Annotated in this window: 17 protein-coding genes; 5 read left to right on the top strand and 12 right to left on the bottom strand. The window is 56.1% G+C overall.

Annotation, left to right across the window (positions count from 1 at the left end):
- On the bottom strand, window positions 1-396 hold a 396-nt coding region (locus VGE80_RS11920; RefSeq protein ID WP_440592823.1), incomplete at its 3' end, for a PfkB family carbohydrate kinase.
- Between the two features lie 424 nt (window positions 397-820).
- Here VGE80_RS11920 and VGE80_RS11925 point away from each other — a divergent pair.
- Entirely contained in the window at window positions 821-1,915 is a 1,095-nt protein-coding gene (locus VGE80_RS11925; RefSeq protein ID WP_440592824.1) for a DUF1559 family PulG-like putative transporter, read from the top strand.
- 213 nt (window positions 1,916-2,128) lie between these two features.
- Window positions 2,129-3,562, top strand: coding sequence for a hypothetical protein (locus tag VGE80_RS11930; RefSeq protein ID WP_440592825.1), 1,434 nt, complete (start codon window positions 2,129-2,131; stop codon window positions 3,560-3,562).
- An 84-nt stretch (window positions 3,563-3,646) separates the two neighbouring features.
- Here the strand turns inward: VGE80_RS11930 and VGE80_RS11935 are convergent, their stop codons facing one another.
- Window positions 3,647-4,384: a PP2C family protein-serine/threonine phosphatase gene (locus VGE80_RS11935; protein ID WP_440592826.1), complete on the bottom strand. Its 738-nt coding sequence runs from the start codon at window positions 4,382-4,384 to the stop codon at window positions 3,647-3,649.
- Between the two features lie 414 nt (window positions 4,385-4,798).
- Window positions 4,799-6,634: a translational GTPase TypA gene (typA, locus tag VGE80_RS11940; protein ID WP_373651561.1), complete on the bottom strand. Its 1,836-nt coding sequence runs from the start codon at window positions 6,632-6,634 to the stop codon at window positions 4,799-4,801.
- Between the two features lie 316 nt (window positions 6,635-6,950).
- On the opposite strand from typA, the gene ftsY reads away from it, so the two are divergent.
- Window positions 6,951-7,898: a signal recognition particle-docking protein FtsY gene (gene ftsY / locus VGE80_RS11945; protein ID WP_373651560.1), complete on the top strand. Its 948-nt coding sequence runs from the start codon at window positions 6,951-6,953 to the stop codon at window positions 7,896-7,898.
- A gap of 275 nt (window positions 7,899-8,173) precedes the next feature.
- Here ftsY and VGE80_RS11950 read toward each other — a convergent pair whose 3' ends face one another.
- From VGE80_RS11950 to VGE80_RS11975, 6 genes are all read right to left on the bottom strand, one after another.
- Window positions 8,174-9,196: a hypothetical protein gene (locus tag VGE80_RS11950; protein WP_440592827.1), complete on the bottom strand. Its 1,023-nt coding sequence runs from the start codon at window positions 9,194-9,196 to the stop codon at window positions 8,174-8,176.
- Window positions 9,197-9,218: 22 nt separating this feature from the next.
- A complete protein-coding gene (locus tag VGE80_RS11955) occupies window positions 9,219-10,619 on the bottom strand; it encodes a c-type cytochrome domain-containing protein (RefSeq protein ID WP_440592828.1) in 1,401 nt (466 codons plus the stop codon).
- A 346-nt stretch (window positions 10,620-10,965) separates the two neighbouring features.
- Entirely contained in the window at window positions 10,966-11,970 is a 1,005-nt protein-coding gene (locus VGE80_RS11960) for a hypothetical protein (RefSeq protein ID WP_373651557.1), read from the bottom strand.
- Between the two features lie 198 nt (window positions 11,971-12,168).
- Window positions 12,169-12,939: a 3-keto-disaccharide hydrolase gene (locus VGE80_RS11965; protein ID WP_373651556.1), complete on the bottom strand. Its 771-nt coding sequence runs from the start codon at window positions 12,937-12,939 to the stop codon at window positions 12,169-12,171.
- Window positions 12,940-13,140: 201 nt separating this feature from the next.
- Window positions 13,141-13,926: a hypothetical protein gene (locus VGE80_RS11970; RefSeq protein WP_440592829.1), complete on the bottom strand. Its 786-nt coding sequence runs from the start codon at window positions 13,924-13,926 to the stop codon at window positions 13,141-13,143.
- A 280-nt stretch (window positions 13,927-14,206) separates the two neighbouring features.
- Window positions 14,207-15,892 carry an aldolase/citrate lyase family protein gene (locus VGE80_RS11975; protein ID WP_440592830.1) on the bottom strand — a complete coding sequence of 562 codons (1,686 nt, stop codon included), beginning with the start codon at window positions 15,890-15,892 and terminating at the stop codon, window positions 14,207-14,209.
- Between the two features lie 309 nt (window positions 15,893-16,201).
- Here VGE80_RS11975 and VGE80_RS11980 point away from each other — a divergent pair, with 309 nt between their 5' ends.
- Window positions 16,202-16,549: a hypothetical protein gene (locus VGE80_RS11980; RefSeq protein WP_373651553.1), complete on the top strand. Its 348-nt coding sequence runs from the start codon at window positions 16,202-16,204 to the stop codon at window positions 16,547-16,549.
- A gap of 104 nt (window positions 16,550-16,653) precedes the next feature.
- On the opposite strand, the gene VGE80_RS11985 is transcribed toward VGE80_RS11980, so the two are convergent.
- From VGE80_RS11985 to VGE80_RS11995, 3 genes are all read right to left on the bottom strand, one after another.
- On the bottom strand, window positions 16,654-18,492 hold the full coding sequence (locus VGE80_RS11985) for an ArnT family glycosyltransferase (RefSeq protein ID WP_440592831.1): 1,839 nt from the start codon (window positions 18,490-18,492) through the stop codon (window positions 16,654-16,656).
- Between the two features lie 130 nt (window positions 18,493-18,622).
- Entirely contained in the window at window positions 18,623-19,606 is a 984-nt protein-coding gene (locus VGE80_RS11990) for an NAD-dependent epimerase/dehydratase family protein (RefSeq protein ID WP_373651551.1), read from the bottom strand.
- 301 nt (window positions 19,607-19,907) lie between these two features.
- Complete coding sequence (locus tag VGE80_RS11995) at window positions 19,908-20,672, bottom strand: DUF3050 domain-containing protein (RefSeq protein WP_440592832.1); 765 nt, start codon at window positions 20,670-20,672, stop codon at window positions 19,908-19,910.
- Between the two features lie 351 nt (window positions 20,673-21,023).
- On the opposite strand from VGE80_RS11995, the gene VGE80_RS12000 reads away from it, so the two are divergent.
- Window positions 21,024-21,340 (top strand): VIT domain-containing protein (locus VGE80_RS12000; protein WP_440592833.1); only part of this gene is annotated, 317 nt, incomplete at its 3' end.

A 21,340-nucleotide genomic window follows, 5' to 3' on the forward strand; every position in this document is an offset into this window, starting at 1 on the left:
CCAGCTCGCCCCCTTGAAGATTGTGTCCCATTGATAGGTGCTCGCCGGGGTCATCGAGATCGAAGAACCGGCACGGTCATAGATAACCGTCCCACCCCGCTGATTGGCACCGTTCTCAACAAAATAAATACCAAAACGTCCCTCACTGGTCCGCAAAATCAGATCGACGTCCACACCAAACGAACGGAGCTGGGCCACGAACGCGTCGGTCAGGGGGTTATCGGGAAGTGCCGTGCAGAATGCCGCCTGACCACCCTGTCGAGCGATCGAGACTGCCACATTCACTTCCGCACCACCGAATGTGGCGTCGAGACTTCCCGGCAGCGACTGCGAAACACGCAACCAACCTGGTGGCATCATGCGCAACATCACTTCACCAAACGTCACAACGCGCATACGAGTCGGCTCCCCAGATTCAAATTGAAATTCTGCTTCAGTCTCAATTCGGCCCGCGCCATGGGGCCGTTACACGGCGATCAGGATATCGAGCGCTCGACAAAAGTGAAATTCACAGCGAATTCCTGCTCAGCCCAAACGCGACTTCAAAGAAACTGCTTGACTATCCAACAATTTTCCTACGACGATGAGTGTACATTCATTCCCAGCGGTTGTTCACCGTACCGGAACAATTTCGATAGCGTCGCAGTTCCCGGGTTAACAAGATGAGAATCGAGGAATCTGAAATGAGCTAGCCACGGTTTGTACAGTAATGAACTCCTGTCGAATCTCGCTGTGACGAGCTTCGTCCACATCGCATCACCATTCAGCAGTCGAAGGTTTAATCCCTTGTTCGTTTTACTTACTCAACACGGAGATCGTCATGCCAACTCGACAGCGCAGAAAGGGTTTCACACTTATTGAACTTCTGGTCGTCATTGCGATTATCGCAATGCTGGTCGCTCTGCTGTTGCCTGCCGTGCAGAAGGCGCGCGAGGCGGCACGGCGTGCCCAATGCCAGAACAATCTGAAACAGATCGGCCTGGCATTGCACAATTACCACGACGTGCATCGAGTCTTGCCGCCAGGCCAGATCAACAATTCATTCCTGACGGACAACATCGGGCGGTACGCGAATCCGGCTGAAGCACGGACGTATCAACCTCGTAACACCAACAATCTCGGCCTGCATGGCACCAGTTGGATGTTGCACATTCTTCCCAATATCGACCAGGCCCCCCTCTACAACAGTTACTTCTTTGGGGACAACGTTCGGACGAATGGGGAATTCGGTTTCCAGACGCAGGACCTGGCCCTGATCTATCCGCCACGAACTGAGATCTCTGTTTTCTATTGTCCCAGCCGCAGAAGTCAGATGCAGGCGACCGCGGCGTATTCCGCCTGTGACAGGATTGATTCGGCGGCTCCCACTCCGGGGATCACCTGGAGTCAAGGGGGAAATGACTACGCGGGTTGCACAGGATCGGGCATCACGTTCCATGAGGACGCCACGGACTCCACCGATCGACAGACCTATTGGCTCTTGCCACAACAACTCGGCGCTACTGTGACGGTAGGTGTCGTAAACGGTCAAAACGTTTCCACGTCACTGTTCACGCAGTTTCAATCAAATATCGGCATCTTCGGTGTCAATTCGGCCGTGGCATTCAGAGACGTCACGGACGGGACATCAAACGTGATCATGGTCTCAGAGCGTCGGCTGTTCTCCAATATTGGACCGCCGAACCTGCGCAGCAGCGACGGCTGGATCTGGGGTGGTCCCGCCACTCTCTACAGCAACCGCATTCCCCCCCACAGTGGACTGTGGTACGACGAAGCCGACAGCGCCCACGATCAAGTCGTACAGGTTCTGCTCGCCGACGGCAGTGTCAAAATGGTGGGGATTAATATCGACCTGCGGACATGGCAAAACCTGGGAAATATGAGCCAGGGAGCCCCGGTAAATATCCCATTCTGACCCGAGAATGGGCGTCTCTTCTCTCAGCGCGACGAGTTGTAAGGCCCTCGCCGAATTCCCGGAGTTCGGCAACTCGTCGCGTCCACAATCACCTCGCCCCTTGTCCCCTGCAGGACTGCCGCGCCGGGTGATTTTCGATGACCTCGTAAGAGGGGGGCGGTCCTCAATTCGTCTGCGTATCGTCCCCACGATCGATCTGCGAAAGCGAGCGCTATGACCATTCACCTGAAGTGTGAGCACTGTGAGTCTGTGCTGAAAATCAAGGACGAACTCGCTGGCTCGTCCGCGCATTGTCCGAAATGCAAGCACCCGTTTGTTGTACCAGACAATAACCATTCCCCCCCCAACCTGGTCGACCCTGGCAGTACACGAACGGAATCAGTGACCCCGACAAGTGGTTTAACCACTTCTGTCCCCGGTGAACTTCAAGCCTCCCAGACGGCTCACGAAGCGCCACAGAATCTGAATGGGCAGGACTCTGCCGAGCAGCAGATGCACAGCGCCTCGGAAGCCCCGGAATTGGCTGACGGCAGTGAATCGAGCGACGTGCCGGATCTGAGCGAGTTCGCCAGCGAGACCTCGGCATCCTCCGACACAGTTCACCTGACGTCCACGGCCACTGTCGTCGACTGGGAACTCGCTGACCTGGAATGCCCTCCGGTCATGATGCTCACGCTACTTCCCACCGGTGAATCCGAACTCGTTGCTCACGCGACTCACACGACGACCAGCTCGCCGCGCCCCTTTGAATTCAAGGTCACTGAAACTCCTGTCACGACACGCCCCAAACCGATTCCTTCAAATTTCGACCCGTTTAGTTTTCTGAATAACTCTCCCCCCTTTAACACACCAGTTCCCCCCACGAAGACTCTCCCGGAAACTCCGACCGAACGACCCAGCGTCGCCAAGATTGACAACGACAGACCAACGCCTGCAATCAAACGTGACAGCCGGGGAGACGACATTGCGCTGCCGGGGGATTCCGATGACACCTTCCGTTCTCCCACGGTGCACCGCACACATAATCGAGTGACACCAGCACCCCACACACCGCGGCCCGCCACCGAAAAAGTCGATCTGGCAACTGCGGCCCGGATGATGAAGAAGGCAATTAAAGAGAATCACACCGCCGAAGCGGCCCAGCGCGATGCCGATGCAAAGCAAAGATTCGACTTCTTCATGCTGTTCCGGGAATTTGGTCTTCAGGGACTGGGAGTTCTCGTCGGTGGAATTGTCCTCACCTACGCGATCTATTTCGGTGCGGACCGAATGTTTGGAAGTCAGCTGAGACTGCCCAAACTGGGTTACGTTCGAGGTTCGATCACCCTTGACGGTAAACCGCTTCAGGGTGCCACCATCTACTTTGCGCCACTTGAAACGGAAATGGCAGGTTCAAAGAAAGAACGGATTCGGACTTCTGTGGGGACCGCAGACGAGCGGGGGGAATTCCGCATGATGTACGTCCCTGCAGATCGGGTTGAAGGGGTGGCGGTCGGCAAGTCGCGTGTCTGGATCACTCACGTCGGCAGTAAAGGAAAAAGCGTCATTCCTTTGGAGTGGTCAGAATCGGCACAGCAGACGCGAGACGTGACCGAGGGGCATCAGGCCGCGCCTCTCGACATCAAGCTGACTTCCAAGTCGAAGTGAAAGAAGAGTTTACTGCAATGAAAGCGGGTCGATGCGCCGGCAAGTGACTGTTCGCCGATGCGGGAGCGATGTGTTCAGGAAGAACTACACCTGGTCGACGAACAACACAACACCGGTAATATTGTCCTTCGATCCGCCGTCGGTTGCCGCCTGAACAACGGCTTCCGCAGTTTTCTGAGGATCGGTCCCTCGTGCCAGAACTTCGCACAGCGTCGAATCGTCGACGCCCCCGGTGACTCCATCAGAACAGATCAGAAACCGATCTCCGGCCTGTGGGCGAACCTGCTTCGGATTCGTGCCAGCGCCCCCTTCTTTGCAACCGAGATAACGGTAAAGGACGTTCTTATAGCGGTGATTCACTGCCTCTTCAGGTGTCAACGTACCGGCTTCAATCAGCGCCTGTGTCAACGAGTGGTCGGTCGTAAGCTGCTGCAATTTGTCGCCCCGCAGCAGGTAAACCCGACTGTCTCCCACGCCCCCCACGAACATCGTTCCGGCGACGTGCACGATGAACGTAATCGTGGTCCCCATGTTTTTCAGTTTGGGATCGAGTTCGCCCAGGGCCATGATTTCGTAGTTGGCCTGCGTAATCGCTTCATCAATGATCTTGATTGCGGCTTCTGGCGTGGATTTTTCAAAGTCGATCAGTTGCAGCTTCCGGGGAACGAGTTCCATCGCCAGCCCGCTCGCCCGTTCGCCCGCTGATTGGCCTCCCATCCCGTCCGCGACCAGGAAGAATCGGTTACGGGGGTCTACGTAGCACGCGTCTTCATTATTGTCGCGTTTGCCGACGACACTCAGCCAACCCACTCGCAACTTCATAATGAATTACCCGAACGTCGATGTGATCAATCTCTGACAGCTCCACGAGTCTTACATCGACCAGAAGTCCCCGTCATTTCGATGCAATCCATCCCTTCATTGAGTTTACGACCCCGCTGGAGGAATGGAAGCCCTCCGTCCGGTAAAACTGATCTGACAAATCCGCCTCATCCGTATTGAGGAATACCGAAGCGGAAAACGTGGAGGAACATCGTATCGATTGCGACGATTTTCACGATCAGGCAGCCTCGTTTGATCTCAGCACCTCAGTCCGACTTGGGGACCACAGGACCGAAATCGTGGCTGCGATTTTGGCACACCCATGAAGTTTTTTGGCACCCCCATGAAAGAGCATCGCCTCATCGAACTGGAATTCGACGAGGCGACGCTGGTGGACACGTTACCTGGCAGGGATCAGACGTTTGAAGAACTGCGAACTTCGCGTTTGCGTTCCTGTTCCGTCAACCGGATCTTACGGAGACGAACCACCTGCGGCGTCACTTCGACATATTCGTCATCTTCGATATATTCCAGCGCCGCTTCGAGAGACAATCGTCGCGGTGGCTTCAGAGAGATGTTTTCGTCGGATCCTGACGCACGCATATTGGTGAGCTGCTTTTCCTTGATGGGATTCACGACCATGTCGTTATCGCGTGAGTTCTCACCCACGATCATCCCTTCGTAGACTTCGTCGCCCGGTGCGACAAACATTTCCGCTCGTTCCTGCAGCTTGAACAAAGCGAAGCCGACGGCCTTGCCTCGTTCCTGCGATACCAGCACACCGTTCTGACGATGGGGCAGTGTTCCTTCGACCGGCTTGTACTGCTCGAAGCGGTGGTGAATCACAGCTTCACCCTTGGTGGCGTTCAGCATTCGGGTTCGAATTCCGATCAGACCACGTGAAGGGATTGAGAATTCGAGATGCGTTGAACCGGCATCGTTGCCCGACATTTCAATCAGTTCACCGCGGCGATTGCCACAGATTTCCATGACAGGACCCACAAATTCCGTGGGGACATCAATGACGAGAATTTCGAATGGCTCGCACATCTTGCCATCGACTTCTTTGCGAATGACGGTCGGCTTGCCGACAGACAGTTCGTATCCTTCACGTCGCATGGTTTCAACGAGAATCGACAGATGCAGCACGCCGCGGCCCGAAACCTTAAAAGCGTCCTTGTCGCCAAATTCTTCTACGCGAAGTGCGACGTTCGATTCCAGTTCTCGCATCAGCCGGGCACGGATGTGGCGGCTGGTGAGAAACTTGCCCCCCCCTTCTTTTCCGGCAAGCGGCGAGGAATTGATCGTGAACAGCATCGACAATGTGGGCTCGTCCACGCTGATTCTTGGCAGCGGGATCGGATTGAGCGGGCAGGCGACGGTATCACCAATCTCAGGATTTTTGAGACCGGTCAGGGCGACGATATCCCCGGCCGTGGCTTCTTCGACGGTGGCTCGTCCCAGTTTGTCGAAGACCTCGACCGTCACAACCTGATCAGCCACCTTGGAACCGTCGGCCTTGAGCAAGACGACTTTCTGGCCTGGCTTGATCGATCCACCGACGATACGACCGGTCGCGATACGGCCAACGAATTCGGAATAGGCCAGCGAAGTCACCATCATCTGGAAGGGCCCGTCCACATTCGTGACGGGCCCTGGCACTTTTTCGATGATCATGTCAAGCAGCGGCTGAATCGTGTCGCCGTAGACTTTCGGATCGTGGGTTGCGAAACCTGCACGGCCGCTTGCGAAAATGTAAGGAAAATCGAGCGTCGCGTCATCGGCCCCGAGTTCGACGAACAGGTCGAATGTTTCGGACAACACGTCATTGGGGCGGGCATCGGAACGATCGATCTTATTGACAACAACGATTGGCTGCAGGCCGACTTCCAGTGCCTTCTGAAGCACGAATCGGGTCTGTGGACGGGGGCCTTCGAAAGCATCAACCAGCACCAGACACCCGTCTGCCATCTGTAGCACGCGTTCGACTTCTCCGCCGAAATCCGCGTGGCCCGGGGTGTCGATAATGTTGATTTTGGTGCCCATGTAGTTCAGGGCGATATTTTTGGCGAGAATGGTGATCCCGCGTTCGCGTTCGAGATCGTTAGAATCCAGAATGCAGTCCTGCTGGACTTGCGACTCGCGGAACTGACCGCTGGCTTTGATCAGGCAATCGACCAGTGTCGTTTTGCCGTGATCGACGTGAGCAATAATTGCAATGTTGCGAATGTCATTCCGTCGGGTTTTCATGGCGACTCGTTAACCGGGCTTCCACGCAGGAAGCGAACTAAAAAACAGGGGAAAGGCCGACTGATTCAGCCAGTGAGGGAGAAACTTCGTCGTCGGAAGACTCGCAGAGGGCAGACTGGCTGGCACAGCTCTTCACAAACGGGGCTGGCGCGCTCAGTTGGCAGTGAAGTGTTGCGATTGTATCAGCGGCCTATGAACTCGTGAAGTCCGATTGATCCTCTTTCTGGTAGTGTCTGACTGGATTTACCCTGCCCCATACGCGAACCTATGATCCGGTTAGGTTGAAGATTGGCAGGCTACGTGAGAAGTATAAATTATGGGTTTCTTTGAGAAGCTAAAGCAGGGGCTGCAGCGCACCAAGCAACTGCTGCTGACGGACGTCCGTGATATTTTCCGGTCCGGCGAAATCCTCGACGAAGCGAAACTGGAACAGTTCGAAGGCCGGCTCATCCGAACGGATATGGGGGTCGCAGCTTCTGCACTGATCGTTGCCGAACTCCGCAAGAAATACCTCGGCCGCACCGTCGTGCTGGACGAACTCTGGGGCACCGTCAAGGAAACGATTCTTTCACTGCTGAAGGGAACCGATGGAACGAAGTGGGACCCTGAGCAACCCCTTTCGCCACTTCGTTTTGCAGATACGAAGCCAACCGTGATTCTCGTCACGGGTGTGAACGGAACCGGGAAAACGACGTCGATCGCGAAACTCGCCAAGCTACTGACATCGTGCGGGAAGCGAGTCATGCTCGCTGCCGCCGACACGTTCCGGGCAGCGGCGGTGGAACAACTGACGATGTGGAGCCAGAGACTGGGATGCGAAATTGTGACCCGTCCCAGCGGCACCGATCCCGCCAGCGTGGCGTTCTCGGGATGCGAGGCGGCACTTGCTAGTGGCGTCGATGTCTTAATTATCGATACCGCCGGTCGCCTACACAATCAGATCAATCTGATGAAAGAACTGGAAAAAATCCGCCGGGTTATTGATAAGAAAATACCCGGTGCGCCGCATGAATGTCTCTTAGTCATCGACGCCACAACGGGGCAGAATGGCTTGAATCAGGCACAGCATTTCAGCGAAGCCGCAAACTGCACCGGAATCGTGCTGGCTAAGCTCGACGGAACCGCCAAAGGGGGCGTTACCGTTGCCATTCGCCAGCAGATGGGAATCCCCGTCAAATACGTCGGTGTCGGTGAACAAATTGATGATCTTGAACTGTTCAACCCAGAACAGTTCGTCGATGCACTTTTTGATACGTCCGCTTGAAGCCCCATGATGCCCGCCAAATAATGCCAGAAGGCTCACGCGCGGCTCGCGGCGGGAAGAGACTGTTTTCCGCTTGCTGGCCGTTTTTCCCCTTGTTGTCCGTTCCCGTGAGACTCGCTCGTCCCACGGGTGAGCAGACTTTCCGACGAGCCGGATTTCTCAAACGGGCAGCGGTATTGCCCGGAAGACGTGGAAGCTCCGTTGAGCTCCCAGTCACCATCCGCCGATAGACAGTGCCGACCGCCCGCTTGGGGTCAGGCACTTCCGGCGTCGCATCAAGGGGTATTCGACCCCGCTCCCTTTGAATCGAGTTCCACATCAGATTGGTCTGATGAACCCGATTGGTCTGCCGCATCCGTCTCTGTCCACCATTCGTCCCGCTCTGGAAATTCCAGCATGTTCCCCGAAACTTCAAAGAAGTTGTGGGCGAGCGATTCCCAGGCATCCAACTGGGCCTCAGTGAGACACTTTTGCATGATGGAATCGGGAATGGGTGCGATTTCGTCAATCCATAAGAAGTTCCATCTCCACGCCCAACTTGGCTTCCAATGTGAAGTGAGCTCACCAATCAAGCATTCCCTCTGTGCCTGAGTCAGAATGAGCTCACTATCCAATCGGGAAACGATGTCAAGGATCGCCGCATGCTTCTGTTGTGACTGATGAAACTCCGACAGGAAGACATAGCGGCTAAACTTGTCTTCCGGTAAGGCGGCTTTCAGACTGCTGATCAACCCTGCTCGCAACGCGCTCGTTGAATAGGATGAGTCATTGTCCAGGCCATCCGTTGTCTGCAGCAATCCGGCATGGTGCCTGGAAGCAGCCAGATACGCTTCTTTCACCCCCCGCTGAGCGGCGACAAGGACATTTTTCCTTTCGGCGACTGTCAGGTCGGAAGCAACGATCCGCACGAAGTTCAATTCCGTGAATAGAAGCGGCTGATACTCGCCGAGAATCTCATCGACGAAAGGATCTGCATCGTCTCTGTCCAGAAATAATCCCAGAATTTCTGCTGCGGGATCTATGCCAAACAAGCCGCTGAAAAGTCCCTCGGCAAGGCCCTCAAGCAGGTCAGGAAGAAGGCCGTGGCTCTGTGCATCCCAGTCGGCTGCCGCTTCCACCTCCACTTGATTAAAGTCAAAATCAACCCCCATTCGCACTTCTTGGGCGACCGGGACAAGCATTTCAACTTCGTCGAAGGAGGCGTCAGCCGAAAAACCACCCCAAAGAGCGAGTGTCAGGCCGATCGTTCCCGAGGTGGCCGGAAAGAGAAAGCCCAAAACCGAGAGAATCGACTCCACTGTCAAATCCTTTCAGGACTTTTCAGCGCTGTGAGGCCACGCTGGGAGTGATTGTGACGGGAATCAGTTCCCTGACCAGGTCACCTGTTTCCGCATTAAAGATCCGCACCAGCCCATCCAGTCCACCGGTCGCCACCTGAAGTCCGTCAGGGCGGAACGCCACAGCAAACACGCCCGAGCTGTGCCCCTTCAGTTCGACTTCCGTTTTTTCCGTGTCAGTCCGGTAGATCCGGGCCGCCCCCACCGTGGCGTTACTGCTCCCTGCGACGAACCGGCTCCCGTTGGCGTTAAACTGCAAACTGCAGATTCGCCCTGGCATGGGGGAGTAACTACGTAACCGATTAAAGTCATCGCCAATCTGCCGGGCCTGAGTGCGGAAGATCTTGTACAGCTTCGGCTCACCATCAGCCCCTCCAATCAGCACCTGCTCTTCGCGCGGGTGTCGCTGGACGGCCATCAAGCCCCCTTTCAAGGCGCCGGGGGTGATGCTGGTAATGTTGTCGATGAATTGTGACGTCTTCAGTTCCGTGAGCTTCATCGACATATCCCGGCTGACACTGATGACGTGGTCGTTCTTGAGCGAGAACGTCGTCCCGAAGACGAGATCCGAGTGCGCATCCATCGACATCACCTGCTTGCCGTCTTCCACTTGGAGAGCCCGCACGCGATTGTCAAAAGTACCGTAGGACAAGAGTTTCCCGTCATCGCTGAAACTGAGCCCGTAGACGGTATCAACGCCCAGGGTGTCCGAACGAATCAGCTTTCGAGTCGCCACATCCCATAACTGGATCTCACCGAACAACGACGGTGCGCCGCCTGCAACAGCCAATTTGGTCCCGTCGGGCGAAAACTGAATCGATGTAATTTTCGGAGAGCGGCCAACAAGCCGCGCCACGGGAGTCGCGCCATCGGCGCTATGCAAAAGGACTTCGTGGTAGCCCGAGACCGCCAGGAGCGAACTGTCGGGCGAGTACGCCAGCGCCGTGATCACAGGGGACGTCGTATAGACCGGGGGAGCTTCCGCGGAAACCTCGTCCCGTGCGACCGCCGGAGTATCATCCCGGGCTCCCTGCGCAATCCATTTCCGAATAATCTCGATCTGGGCAGCGGCGAGCGGCTCACTGTTCAGAGGCATCTCCGGCTTGTCACCCGAGATCTGGCGAATAATTTCACTCTCTTCGGGCTTCCCCGGAACAATCGACGGCCCGCTCTCGCCCCCTTTCAACAGCAGCTCATAAGAGACCAGCTGAAGGTTGCCCCCCTGCTTCGCTGGCTGATGACACCCGGAACACTGTCGCTGAAGAATGGGCCTCACCTGCCGGTAGAAACTGACGGGCTTGTGATCGGTCGCTGATTCTTCAGCAGAGACGAGACCAACGACCAGACTTGCGAAAACCAGAGTAAGAGATCTGACAAGTCTCATGGGATCTGTTCCGAGTTCAGACAAGGGATTGCAATCGCCAGAAATTCATATTTCAGAATAGCGATCGTCGATGCGAAGAGTAAAGGGGCGTGAAAGCGAATCGGTCGACTGAACGATTCAGACTGAGACGATGACAGAAGTCAGGATTTCGAGCAGAAACGAGTCAGGCTGAATAGTTCGGTAGCCTTCGGTGCCCAATTTTAATCCCAGATCGCCCTGCGAGTCGTTCGTGGTTGGAATCGAAAAGAGAAGTCGAATTTTCTCAGCCCGTGTCACAGTGTCGTACCTGGTAAACACTGATCAGTGCTACAGGCCATTAGACGCCATACAAAGTTCGTGCTGCGGGTCAGATCTCTTCTGTCGCTTCACCTGCAAGAGGCGTCTGGCACGACATTCGGTCGTACGAGAGAGCCAGAAGCAGACAGACATAAGGGATGGTCAAAAGCATCCCGACATAACACGCAAGACTCCCCGCCAGATTGCAGAGGAAACAAACGCAGAAGATCAGGAAGATCGAACCAAGATTCCCTTCGGTCAGACTTTTGGCCCGTTTCAGACTTTCTAAACCGCGATAATTCTTGTCGATGATCAGGTAGCTGAAAGGCCACAACATCACGATGGCGAACAGGCCGGGCACGACCAGCAGGACCAATCCCACCATGACGATGAGAGCGAACACCAGGGAATTCAGCAGTACTCGAACGACATAACGCCCGCCGGTAAAGAGATCACTCAGTTCTGCATGTTCTTCACGAGCCACCTTCAAAGACAGGATCATGTAGCCGATTTGAATGTAGAGATTAAAGTAAAGCAGCAGAAGGTAGCCAATCCCGAAGCAGGTCCAGCCGACCGCCGCCCCGACCTGGTTGCCTGTGTCGGACAGAAATCCTGCAACGACAGCCAGCAGGAAGACGAAGCCTCCTGCGATCAAGCTCAGAAAGACCATTACAAACAGGGCGCCGCACATCAACCCCATTTTCTGCATAAAGATCCGCCAGGCTTCCTCAATTACTTCTCCGGGTGGGAACGGCCGGATTTCACGCTGACCGGCCGAGCGTCCCGCTACAATTACCGAGCTGCTGGGGAAGACCTCACCGCAAGTTCGACATCGGATTGCGCTGTCGGAAACCTCGGCCCGACAGACGGGGCACTCTCTTAGCTGACTTCCCGTTCCGCCAGGAACGGGAGGAGGACTCATATCGCTCGTCGCTTCATTGGGAAATTCAGCTCCCGTTGCGCCTGGAATGGTAATCACACCGCCGCAACCCGGACATTTCGCCTGCAGTCCCGCTTTGTCCTCAGTGGTCTTGAGAAACTTTTCGCAGTGAGGACAGTGGAAATCGATGGTCACGGGAACCTGCTTCTAGCGCGACGCGATTTAAGAGCCCATACCTGAACAAAAATTCCACGAAGGGGCGCCCTGACTCCACGGTACAGCGGCCCCGAGAAACTCAACGCTGAGATTGGTCGTCCCCCGATGAAGGGCGACTGCGTCCGCAGAGGATTGGAAATCGAAACGCGGAGTCAGTCGCCCATGCGCACGGGTCAATCAGGGAAGTTCCCGAATTCGAATTCCCTTGAACTCGACCGGTGACCCTTCGGATTCCAGGCAGAGATAGCCCGTTTTCGGTTCACAGTTCGTCCCGCCGGAGACTTCTTCGCCATTGACCCACAATCGGACTTCACCATTAATCGCCCGCACGTAGTAGTGGTTCCATTCCCCCACACCTTTACTCAGGTTCTTGCGAGGAAAGCTCCGCTTGCCATCCGGTGCGACCGGGGGAAACGGCTTCATGTCAGATTTGCCGACCGGAAAGACATCGCCATTGGTCGTGAACCAGTCAGGCTTTTTGCCAGTCTGCTTTTCATATTGTTCCGCATATCCATGATCGAGCACCTGAACTTCGATCCCCCCGGGTGGCAACGAATTCGGTTTCAGGTTTGTCAGGGCTTCTTCCGTGGCCCAGACGAAAATCCCCGAATTTCCGCCCGACTTCAGATGCCGCCACGTCGCGACCAGTTCAAAATTTGTGTACTTTTTCTTGGACCGCGTCACGCCGACAGGTGTTCCCTTGCAATGAACGCCATCTTCCTTCCAGGTCCAGGTATCTGGATCGGTATTCACATTCTCGAAATCGGCTTCGCCAAGTGGCCGCCAGTCCGGCCCCACACCGTCAATGACCGCCTTGGTGACGACGACCACGTCTTTGTCTTCCTGAGCCAGGCAAGCCTGACCTGAGACGAAGGCAAGCCCCGAAAGTGCTCCCAGCACCAGGAGAGATTTTCCAAATCCAATACGACTGCACACAACCGCCAGCATCAGCAGACTCCTCTTGAACGTTCAGGGGATGAAACCGTCATCTCCGCTCGCTGCATAACATACACGGTCTTCCGCAGCGGAACGAGTCGGCACGAGTCCGCTTCCGATCTGTCCATTCGACTCACCCGCTCATGGCTCATCAGTCGGCGACAGATGCACGGTGAGCAGCGGCAGAGATTGACTAACCGGAGTCGCTTCGGCCTAGTTGAGTTCGCTGTTGAACGAGCGAAGCAGATGCATTCGAACATGCCGTTCGAGCCGCCCGTGGGCCCGGTGAAGCAGATCATGCGCGCTGACATTCGCGAAACAGCGAATCGCGCGCAGCAGGCAGGACTTTTCCGCTCGGAATCGCTTCAGTTCACCGAACAGGTTGGCCATGTTCAGCAGGTCGGTCCCCATCCGCTTCAGGTCTCGGTGAGACCTGTGAAGCTGATACGCCCAGAAGAGCGTCACCACCCCGCTGCGCGGCGAATCCATGATCCCTTGCAGTAATCCCTGCGTCGCAATCAGGTCCCCGTCACTGCAGTCCGCTGCCTCATCGCTGTTGAGTTCAATCGCCGCCGCAACCAGGGGCTTGGCCGCTTCCAGACGCCCTACGGCGATCGCATCATTGGCCATGGCCAACAGTTCGTCCGCGTCAGATTCATTCCGCAAGAGTGTGGACCGCCACTGAAAACGGCGGGCAAGGTCAACTTCGCCGACTTCGCGGTAGATCGCGGCCAGATTGTGACACACGATTCCAATCGCCTTCAGATCTGTCCCATCCAGAACCGGGATCAGAGTGCTGATGGCGTGATTAAAATGCCCACGTCGATAAAGATAGGCCCCGTACGCGATACGACTGGCGGGCGTGTCATCGCACGAGATGGCCTGATGAAAAAGTGCGTTCGCCTGCTGCCAGTGGCAACCCCCGGCGCAATTCTCCGCGGCCTCTAGCAGTTGCTCCGCCCGCGATGGGCGATGGTCCGCGGGATCGACATTCATCATCAGACGGTCATTTCATCCGGGGATAAAATTCTTCGATGGGCCTCACACGATACACCCGAAGTCCTGCTTCGAGTGACCGCCCGCGCTTGGCGCGTCAGACGTCACAGCATGCTACCCAACTCAGGCTCCGTGCGAAACGGTCCCGCGCTGCGAGTCCTGCTGCTGAAGTCGGATTGAGGCGAGCGATATGCGGTGGAAACGTGAGCGACCATGGCTTCGGGAAGGCCAACGGTCTGGAATCGACAAACTCGAAAAATCGCGTCCCCGCAGGAAGGTTCGTTTAGCGGTGCAGTGGTGCAGTTGCGGGCGTGGCCCGCCAGGGATTCCCCGCAACAGTTGCGCACGATTCGTCCACGATAATGCGTTCGGGCATTGGTCCGGCATAGACCCACAGCATCTCCATCGGTCCGTTGGATTCGTTGATAAAGTAGTGGACTCGTCCGCGTGGCTGCAGTGCCGTTTGACAGTCGCTCATCGAGTACCTTCGCCCTTCAACGACGCAGGTCGCGGTTCCAGAGATAATGCAGATCGACTCATCGAAATCGTGAACGTGCGCGGGGAGTCGCCCCCCGGGATGAAACAATCCATATCCCCCGCTCATTTCGATTCCGGGAACCAGAGACGCGTTAAAGCAATCGATGAATTCGGCATTCGGACCGGGGACGACACGGGGGGCCGTGGCATAGCGATTGACTCGTTCTGCCCCCGGCATTCCGGTAGAAGTCTCGGGCATCGCGCGGCGTGAGAAGAACTTGTCAACAAGTGTCCGGCTGGGTGAATCTGTCCCCATCGCCACGTGCAACACTGCGGGTTCTGACGCGGACACATTGCGTGCCGTATGGGCGAGTCCGGCAGGAATGACCACGTTATCGAGCTTTTTGAGACTGTAAGACCGCCCTTCCACCTCGACGGTCATTACTCCCTGCAGCAGAGTAATCGACTCAGTGAAGATATGATCATGGTAAGGCAATACGGCACCGGGGGCGAATGTGACAATCCCTGTCGTGAGATTGCGGGCCTGGTTATGCCGCCCGACCAGACACTCGAAGTTCACCCCCTGGGCAATTTCAGCGCGAGGGCCATTTCCGACATCACACATGACTTCGTCCCGATCAGGCCGCATCGATTCGGGAGGGCGGGCCAGCGGTGGGGGGTTCAGCGGCTTTTCCGTCGGTGTCAGTGACGACTGCATCAGTCGGTCTCGTCCAACGGAGGCCAGCAACGAGCGGAGGGACCGGACGAGCAGTCCCGCGTCCATCCCCAGGCCAATCATGCGAAAGCCCTGCTGTTGCCGCGCTTTGATATCATCAGGACCAGTCGCCAGCACGCCACAATGACGGCCGGCGCGGCGGATCGTCTCGCGCGCCTGATGAATCTGATCAGCCACACCCGGACCTTCCCACAGGCCTCGATGCCCAGCCGTCGAGGAGAGATCGGCCGGCCCGAAGAACATCAATTCCACTCCGTCCACCTGACACATGACGGGGACTTGCCTGATCGCGCGCACGGTCTCCACAATCGGGACCACCAGCACGTTCTCGTTCGCGTCAGCCGTATGTTCAGCCAGACACTGTCCCCAGCAGGTGGCCCGTTCGCCCCCGATCCCGCGTGACCCTTCAAGGGGGTAGTTCGCGAAATTGACCGCCTGACGGAGTTGATCCGCCGTTTCAATCCACGGGATGACGACGCCATCAGCCCCAATGTCGAGGGCGCGCTTGATCAGGCCCGAGTTCAGTTCGGCGATTCGAACCAGAGCAACGGTCTCACTGCGGACCGTCGCTCGGATGTGTTCGACGATCTCTTTCCAATCCAGATGTCCATGCTCGGCGTCAATCACCACCCAATCGAGACCAAGGCCCACGGCAATTTCCGTGATGCTGGGGGATTCGAGGGTAACCCATAGCCCGAAGACGGACGAATCCTGAGCCAGTTTGTTTCGCAGCTTTTGCAGGGCAGCCGTTTTCATTTGTCACTCGCCGCAGCGGGAAAAATGCCGAGACCAGCAGCAATTGCCGATGCTGCCCCAGCCTCACTCAAGATCGATTTGCTGATCGTATCGACCACTTCCGAAGTCGCTCAACAGCACGAACGATCCATCTTGCTGAAAACGTGGCGATCTTCATAATCGAATGAAGCAATGATGACTCATTTTGAAGACGAATTGTCGCGATCAGACTCCGTTCCGCTCGTAACAACCAGACAAGGCTGACCACCCTCAGATTATCGTTTACCCGATTCGCTCGTTTACCCCCTTTCCCTTCACTGAGAATTGATCGTGTCCGGCAGTCATGGCGTCTATCTCAACGGCAGCCGATTCTGGGTGAAACACCGGCGCAAGGTCTATGGCCCGTTCGACTACGAATGGGCGGGTGATTTTTGTGGAGTCGAAATGCTCTACAACGGACAGAAGTTCGGTGAATACTGCAGTGCCGACGAAATCTTTGCAGATCTGACTCCGTTTCAGCTTCCGATGAGCGTGGTCCGTGTGACCAGTATTGTGATGGGATGCGTGCTTTTCAGCGTCTTCAACGGTTTGCCCGAGTCCGAGCGGATTGAATTACTGAAGAAACGGCTGATCGAAATGGGTTACGAGCAGTTCTTTCCGATGCTCGATCCCAGATAGTGGGTACGGTAAACTGCTGCGACCCTCGCACTTTGCAGCCAACGACGCGCGAGCACTGCCTGGCACATCTACGACAGTTCAGCAACCGGATCAGATCAACCGGATCAGGTTTTCGGCTCGATCAACACCAGTGACAATCGGCGACCATAGAAGCGCATGGGCTCTCCGACCGCGGACATTTGCCAATACTGACTGGCGTCGGCCGACATCCGGATTTCGCGTCGTGTCCATTCAAGGACCAGGAACCGGGATGCCGGCATCTGCCCTTCTTTCTCCATGGCGTTCGACATCCCGACGTCCCAGCCCTCGGATGACACCATTTCTGCATGCGGCCAGCGACAACGAAGCAGGTAGCTGAGCGCAACGGGAATCGGGTCGCGTGAGGCGACAAGTGAGATCCGCCGGACGTCTGGCAGCGTAATCAGACGTTCTTTCAAATGAGCCAACCGGGTTTCGTCATCAAGTCGTGAAGTTCGTAACCCCAACCCTGCCGACAAGCACGCCAGTAACGACCCGTAGACAGTCACTCGCATGAGATGGCGCCAGGTTCCCTCTGACCAGCCTGACTGGGTCTGTCTGCTGGATGCACCCACGATTGGACCGAACAGCAGAATTGTGGCGGTCACTCCACCTGCAATCACGCTGGTCAGCTCAGAAAGAGTCAGTCGCCAGACGATCAATCCCACTACGAGAACGATCAGCACCCCTTCCCCGCGGCGGGAAATCAGTCGCTCACTGACGGTTCCGAACCCTAACGAGGCAAGCAGAATCGTGGGGGTGACCAGAGCCACGTTCCAGATGGATGTATTGCGGAACCAGACCATTCCCATAATTTCCGCGAGAATACGCCCTGCCAGCATGACCGCCCACCACAGCAGCAGAAGCTGAAAGCGGTGTCGTGCGGTGTCATTTTCGGAATGACGTCGCTCACGCGATGTTCGATGCAGGCCTATCAGCATCCAGCCGAGCACCATCGCTGTCTGCACAATCCACTCACCACCTGACTGCTGTAAGAGGGGACAGACGGTCGACTGCCATTCCGAAGCCACCCCTGCGAGACACTCTTTGGGGACACACGCCCACCAGGGTTGCCAGAACGCCAGCCCATATTTCGAGAGCATCATGACCTCCCACCAGCCACCGACCAACAGGCCGAGGCAAATGAAGATCAGCAGCGATCGTTTTGATGTCCAGCAACCCGTCACACAATCGGCCGACGGTTCCGTCGGTTGTCTCCGACAGGTACGGCGCGAAGTCCAGTTGAACAGAATAAAGACCAGCGGCAGACTGAGCGCGATCGGTCCAATCGCCAGGAGGGTAAATCCCCATGTGATACTGCTGAGCAGCAGACTGGGTGACAGCAGGGATGTTTTCCGTTCGAGGTGACGCTGCAGACCGAATACGGATGCCAGGAACAGACATGTCCCGATGGCAGTATTCGTCGGTACGACCGACGATTCCAGCACCTGAGGATGACTGCACATCAGCAGTGCCGAAATGAGAGCGGTATTCGCGCCCCCAATCCGCCACGCGCACCGCGTGACCAGCCAGATCGCCGCGCCTGTAGCCAGCAATGAGACGAGCGCCGGCGAAAGGGGATGAGCCGGTCCGAGGATTCGGACCACAAACCCGTTCAGCCAAGCTGCCAGCGGTGGCTGAAACAGCAACGGCTGCCCGGCGTCATTGAGTCCCGGTTGAAGCAGTGCTTCCAGCGAATTCGCATTGGCAACGGCAAGACTTCGCAATCCCCACATCGAGGCGATTTCGTTCAATCCGTTGTGCGAAAGCAGCAGGAATGCCGGCAGCGCACAGCACACCACGATCAAGGGTGTAAAGGCGGATGCCCGGTTCAAGCTGGAAAACAAACGCTGTCGCGGCGTTGCGATCAAATGCAGCAGTTCAGCGTCATCAATCAGAACAGGATTCGGCGTTAAAGGTGTCATCAGAATCGGCGTCTCTACCTCTCGAATGACCAACTCGGCGATGTCGCTGGACCATCCTGGCAGACTGGTTACCAGACAAGTTCCCTCTCGTGAGATGGGAAACCTCTCCGTTACCATCTGCCCCAGCGAATTACCGGGTTGTTGCAGTCAGTTGTTCTCTCTTCCAGCGGATTATGTCATCCAGGATTTCTCCCAGCGACATCTCTGGTTTACGGCCCAGCATGTTTTCCAGACGCGACACATCGGGTACGCGACGGCGAACATCTTCAAAATCGTCGCCATAGGCCTCTCGGTAAGGAAGATATTCGACTTTGATGGCCGGATTGACTCGCTGGATAATCTCTTCGGCAAGCTGACGAATCGTCACAGGGAAATCGCTACCGATGTTATAGACCGAGCCATGAGCGGCGGGGGTCTCAACCAGCCCGATCACAGCCTCAACAATCTCTCGAACGTGGCCAAAGCAGCGGATCTGCTGGCCATCATCGTATACCACGATCGGTCCACCCTGGAGCGCCGCATCCACGAAGCGGGGAATGACCATTCCGTAGTGGCCCACCTGCCGCGGGCCAACGACGTTGAAGAATCGGCCGATGACGACCGGTAAACCGAACTGTCGATGAAACGCCAGTGCCAGAAACTCGTCGATGGCTTTCGAACAGCCGTATGCCCAACGGGGGCGCGAAGTTGGCCCGAACACGAGGTTGTCTTCCTCGGTCCAGCGTTCCTTCTCGTTCTTGCCATAGACTTCACTCGTTGAAGCGATGAAGACGCGCTGCTTTCGCTGAACAGCAAGCCTCAACAGTTCTTCCGTGGGATAGATGTTCGTCTGGATTGTGCGAACCGGATCGTCAGCGACCAGTTTCACCCCGACTGCGGCGGCCATGTGGTAAATGACGTCCACATTCGTCATGACTTCTGCGAGCAGAACGGAGTCGGTGATGGATCCCGTACGAATCGTCAGTCGAGGATGGTTCTCGATCGAGACCAGGTTTTCACGACGGCCCGTGGACAGGTCGTCGAGGATTGTCACTTCGTAACCCTTCTCCAGCAGACGCTCGGACAGGTGGCTGCCGATAAATCCTGCTCCACCCGTAACCAGACAACGTTGCATGTACCGCCCTCACAATACGATTCGACCTGTTTGAACGCGCCCCTTCAGGGTGACGGAACCATACCCGAGACCCGCTCGACTCAACAACCCATTCTGAACCGAGTTCCTAGTTTGAGTCACCTTCAGTGCCTTAGCCACACCGCTCGCCTGAGCGAACGGAACCGGAGTTGCGTCAGCGGACACCATCTTCACAGGTGAACTTCACGGGTGGCAATCCTCCAGTGAGTCCGCTTAATCGCTGGCCCTGAACTTTGGGCATTCAACTTTGGTCATCCAAATCCGAGCAGAATAGATCGCGTCGTCATTGACTGCGTCGAATTTCAGCAAGAATCCCGTCCCACAGCGCAATTCGCTGCGAAATCGCCTGCGTCGCGACTGCTGTCACTTCGTCTTTTTTCGAGGGCCGGTCGGCGGAGAGCCGGGTGACCAGTTTTTCGGCGAGCGGTCCATGATCGTCGCCGTCGAGTTCGATGTGGCGACGCAGGTAATGCTCAAGTCTCCCCACGCTCACCCCCTGCTGAGGCAGTGATTCCACTAATCGGGTGAACATGTCAGGAATGATATCTTCCCGACCGTAAAAGAATGCTGCGGCAACTTCGTGTGGCTGGCCGATCGTTGCCAGTTGGATTGTGGTCCGCACGAATTCGCGAGTGCTGGGAAGAATTTCGGCCTCGGCCAGCGCAGTGGCCAGGGGCACACGATTTTCCAGCTTCTTGACGAAGGCACGAATCGGACGCGAGTCGGCGCCGATTTCGTCCATGGCGCTCAGATACAGTTCAAAGTGACTGGCATATCCGCCAGTCCCATCCTCGTCACACTCTTCTCCCAGGACGATTTCGTTGATAAACCGTGCGAGCGACGCATCTGCAGATGGAAGCCATGGAACCTCGCAGCAGGTCACAATCTGTTGCAGACGCTTCAGCAGTGACATGAAGTCCCAGACTGCGAAAACGTGCTCACACATGAAACATCGGAGATTCTCGACAGTTTGAACGGATTGATACAATTCGTGATGGAGTAGTTCGTTACGGCGAGTCTCGAGAATCGTTTGAGCTTCGGAAGGCATGTGTGCAGGTCTCTCGAAATTTTTAACGTGGCAAACGCAGGAACGTGTTTTAGTAAAAGCGGCTGGCGCCATGTTCAACGGATCTGGGTCAGATTCACCCCGTTCCGAAGGCGTGTCAGGGAGTTAAAGACCCTCGTCCGGGAATGGAGACGATTCGGGAACCCAATTCGGAGAGTGGTCGATGGCAGTGAAGTCAAATCCAGAGCATTTGGCGATTTCCGGGTTCTCACGGGAACTTTCCTCAACAGGTCACGTCGAAGATCCAGGGGAACAACGTCGGGCCTTTGCATCCTCTCGCCACGACGACCATTCACATCGGCCTCAGAAATTCGTCTTGTTCAGGAGGGCTCCATGAAACGTTACTTGTTTCTTGCATTGGGCATCATAACAGGCCTCATGCACTCCGTCGCTGCTGCCCAAGGGGTCCTGATCGTTACAAGTTCCCCTGTTCCGCTCCCCCGTCCACATCACCCGCCTCACCCACCATCAACCCCGGTTGTGAGTTCTGCGTCCTACAAAATCAAAGAGCTTGCAATTCATTCTCGCATCACGGACCAGGTCGCTCGAACCCAGGTATCACAGACGTTTGTGAATATGGGTAGCAACCCGATCGAAGTCAAGTTTCTCTTCCCTCTGCCCCATGACAGTGCAATTGATAAGCTGACGTT

Source organism: Schlesneria sp. (assembly GCF_036405755.1).
Lineage (GTDB): Bacteria > Planctomycetota > Planctomycetia > Planctomycetales > Planctomycetaceae > Schlesneria > Schlesneria sphaerica.

What these genes read in the sequence shown, in the direction of transcription:
- VGE80_RS11975 (WP_440592830.1), bottom strand. Translation starts at nt 15,892, where the DNA reads ATGAAAACGGCTGCCCTGCAAAAGCTGCGAAACAAACTGGCTCAGGAT.
- VGE80_RS11930 (WP_440592825.1), top strand. Translation starts at nt 2,129, where the DNA reads ATGACCATTCACCTGAAGTGTGAGCACTGTGAGTCTGTGCTGAAAATC.
- typA (WP_373651561.1), bottom strand. Translation starts at nt 6,634, where the DNA reads ATGAAAACCCGACGGAATGACATTCGCAACATTGCAATTATTGCTCAC.
- VGE80_RS11970 (WP_440592829.1), bottom strand. Translation starts at nt 13,926, where the DNA reads ATGATGAATGTCGATCCCGCGGACCATCGCCCATCGCGGGCGGAGCAA.
- VGE80_RS11955 (WP_440592828.1), bottom strand. Translation starts at nt 10,619, where the DNA reads ATGAGACTTGTCAGATCTCTTACTCTGGTTTTCGCAAGTCTGGTCGTT.
- VGE80_RS11985 (WP_440592831.1), bottom strand. Translation starts at nt 18,492, where the DNA reads ATGACACCTTTAACGCCGAATCCTGTTCTGATTGATGACGCTGAACTG.
- VGE80_RS11965 (WP_373651556.1), bottom strand. Translation starts at nt 12,939, where the DNA reads ATGCTGGCGGTTGTGTGCAGTCGTATTGGATTTGGAAAATCTCTCCTG.
- VGE80_RS11990 (WP_373651551.1), bottom strand. Translation starts at nt 19,606, where the DNA reads ATGCAACGTTGTCTGGTTACGGGTGGAGCAGGATTTATCGGCAGCCAC.
- VGE80_RS11995 (WP_440592832.1), bottom strand. Translation starts at nt 20,672, where the DNA reads ATGCCTTCCGAAGCTCAAACGATTCTCGAGACTCGCCGTAACGAACTA.
- VGE80_RS11935 (WP_440592826.1), bottom strand. Translation starts at nt 4,384, where the DNA reads ATGAAGTTGCGAGTGGGTTGGCTGAGTGTCGTCGGCAAACGCGACAAT.
- ftsY (WP_373651560.1), top strand. Translation starts at nt 6,951, where the DNA reads ATGGGTTTCTTTGAGAAGCTAAAGCAGGGGCTGCAGCGCACCAAGCAA.
- VGE80_RS11925 (WP_440592824.1), top strand. Translation starts at nt 821, where the DNA reads ATGCCAACTCGACAGCGCAGAAAGGGTTTCACACTTATTGAACTTCTG.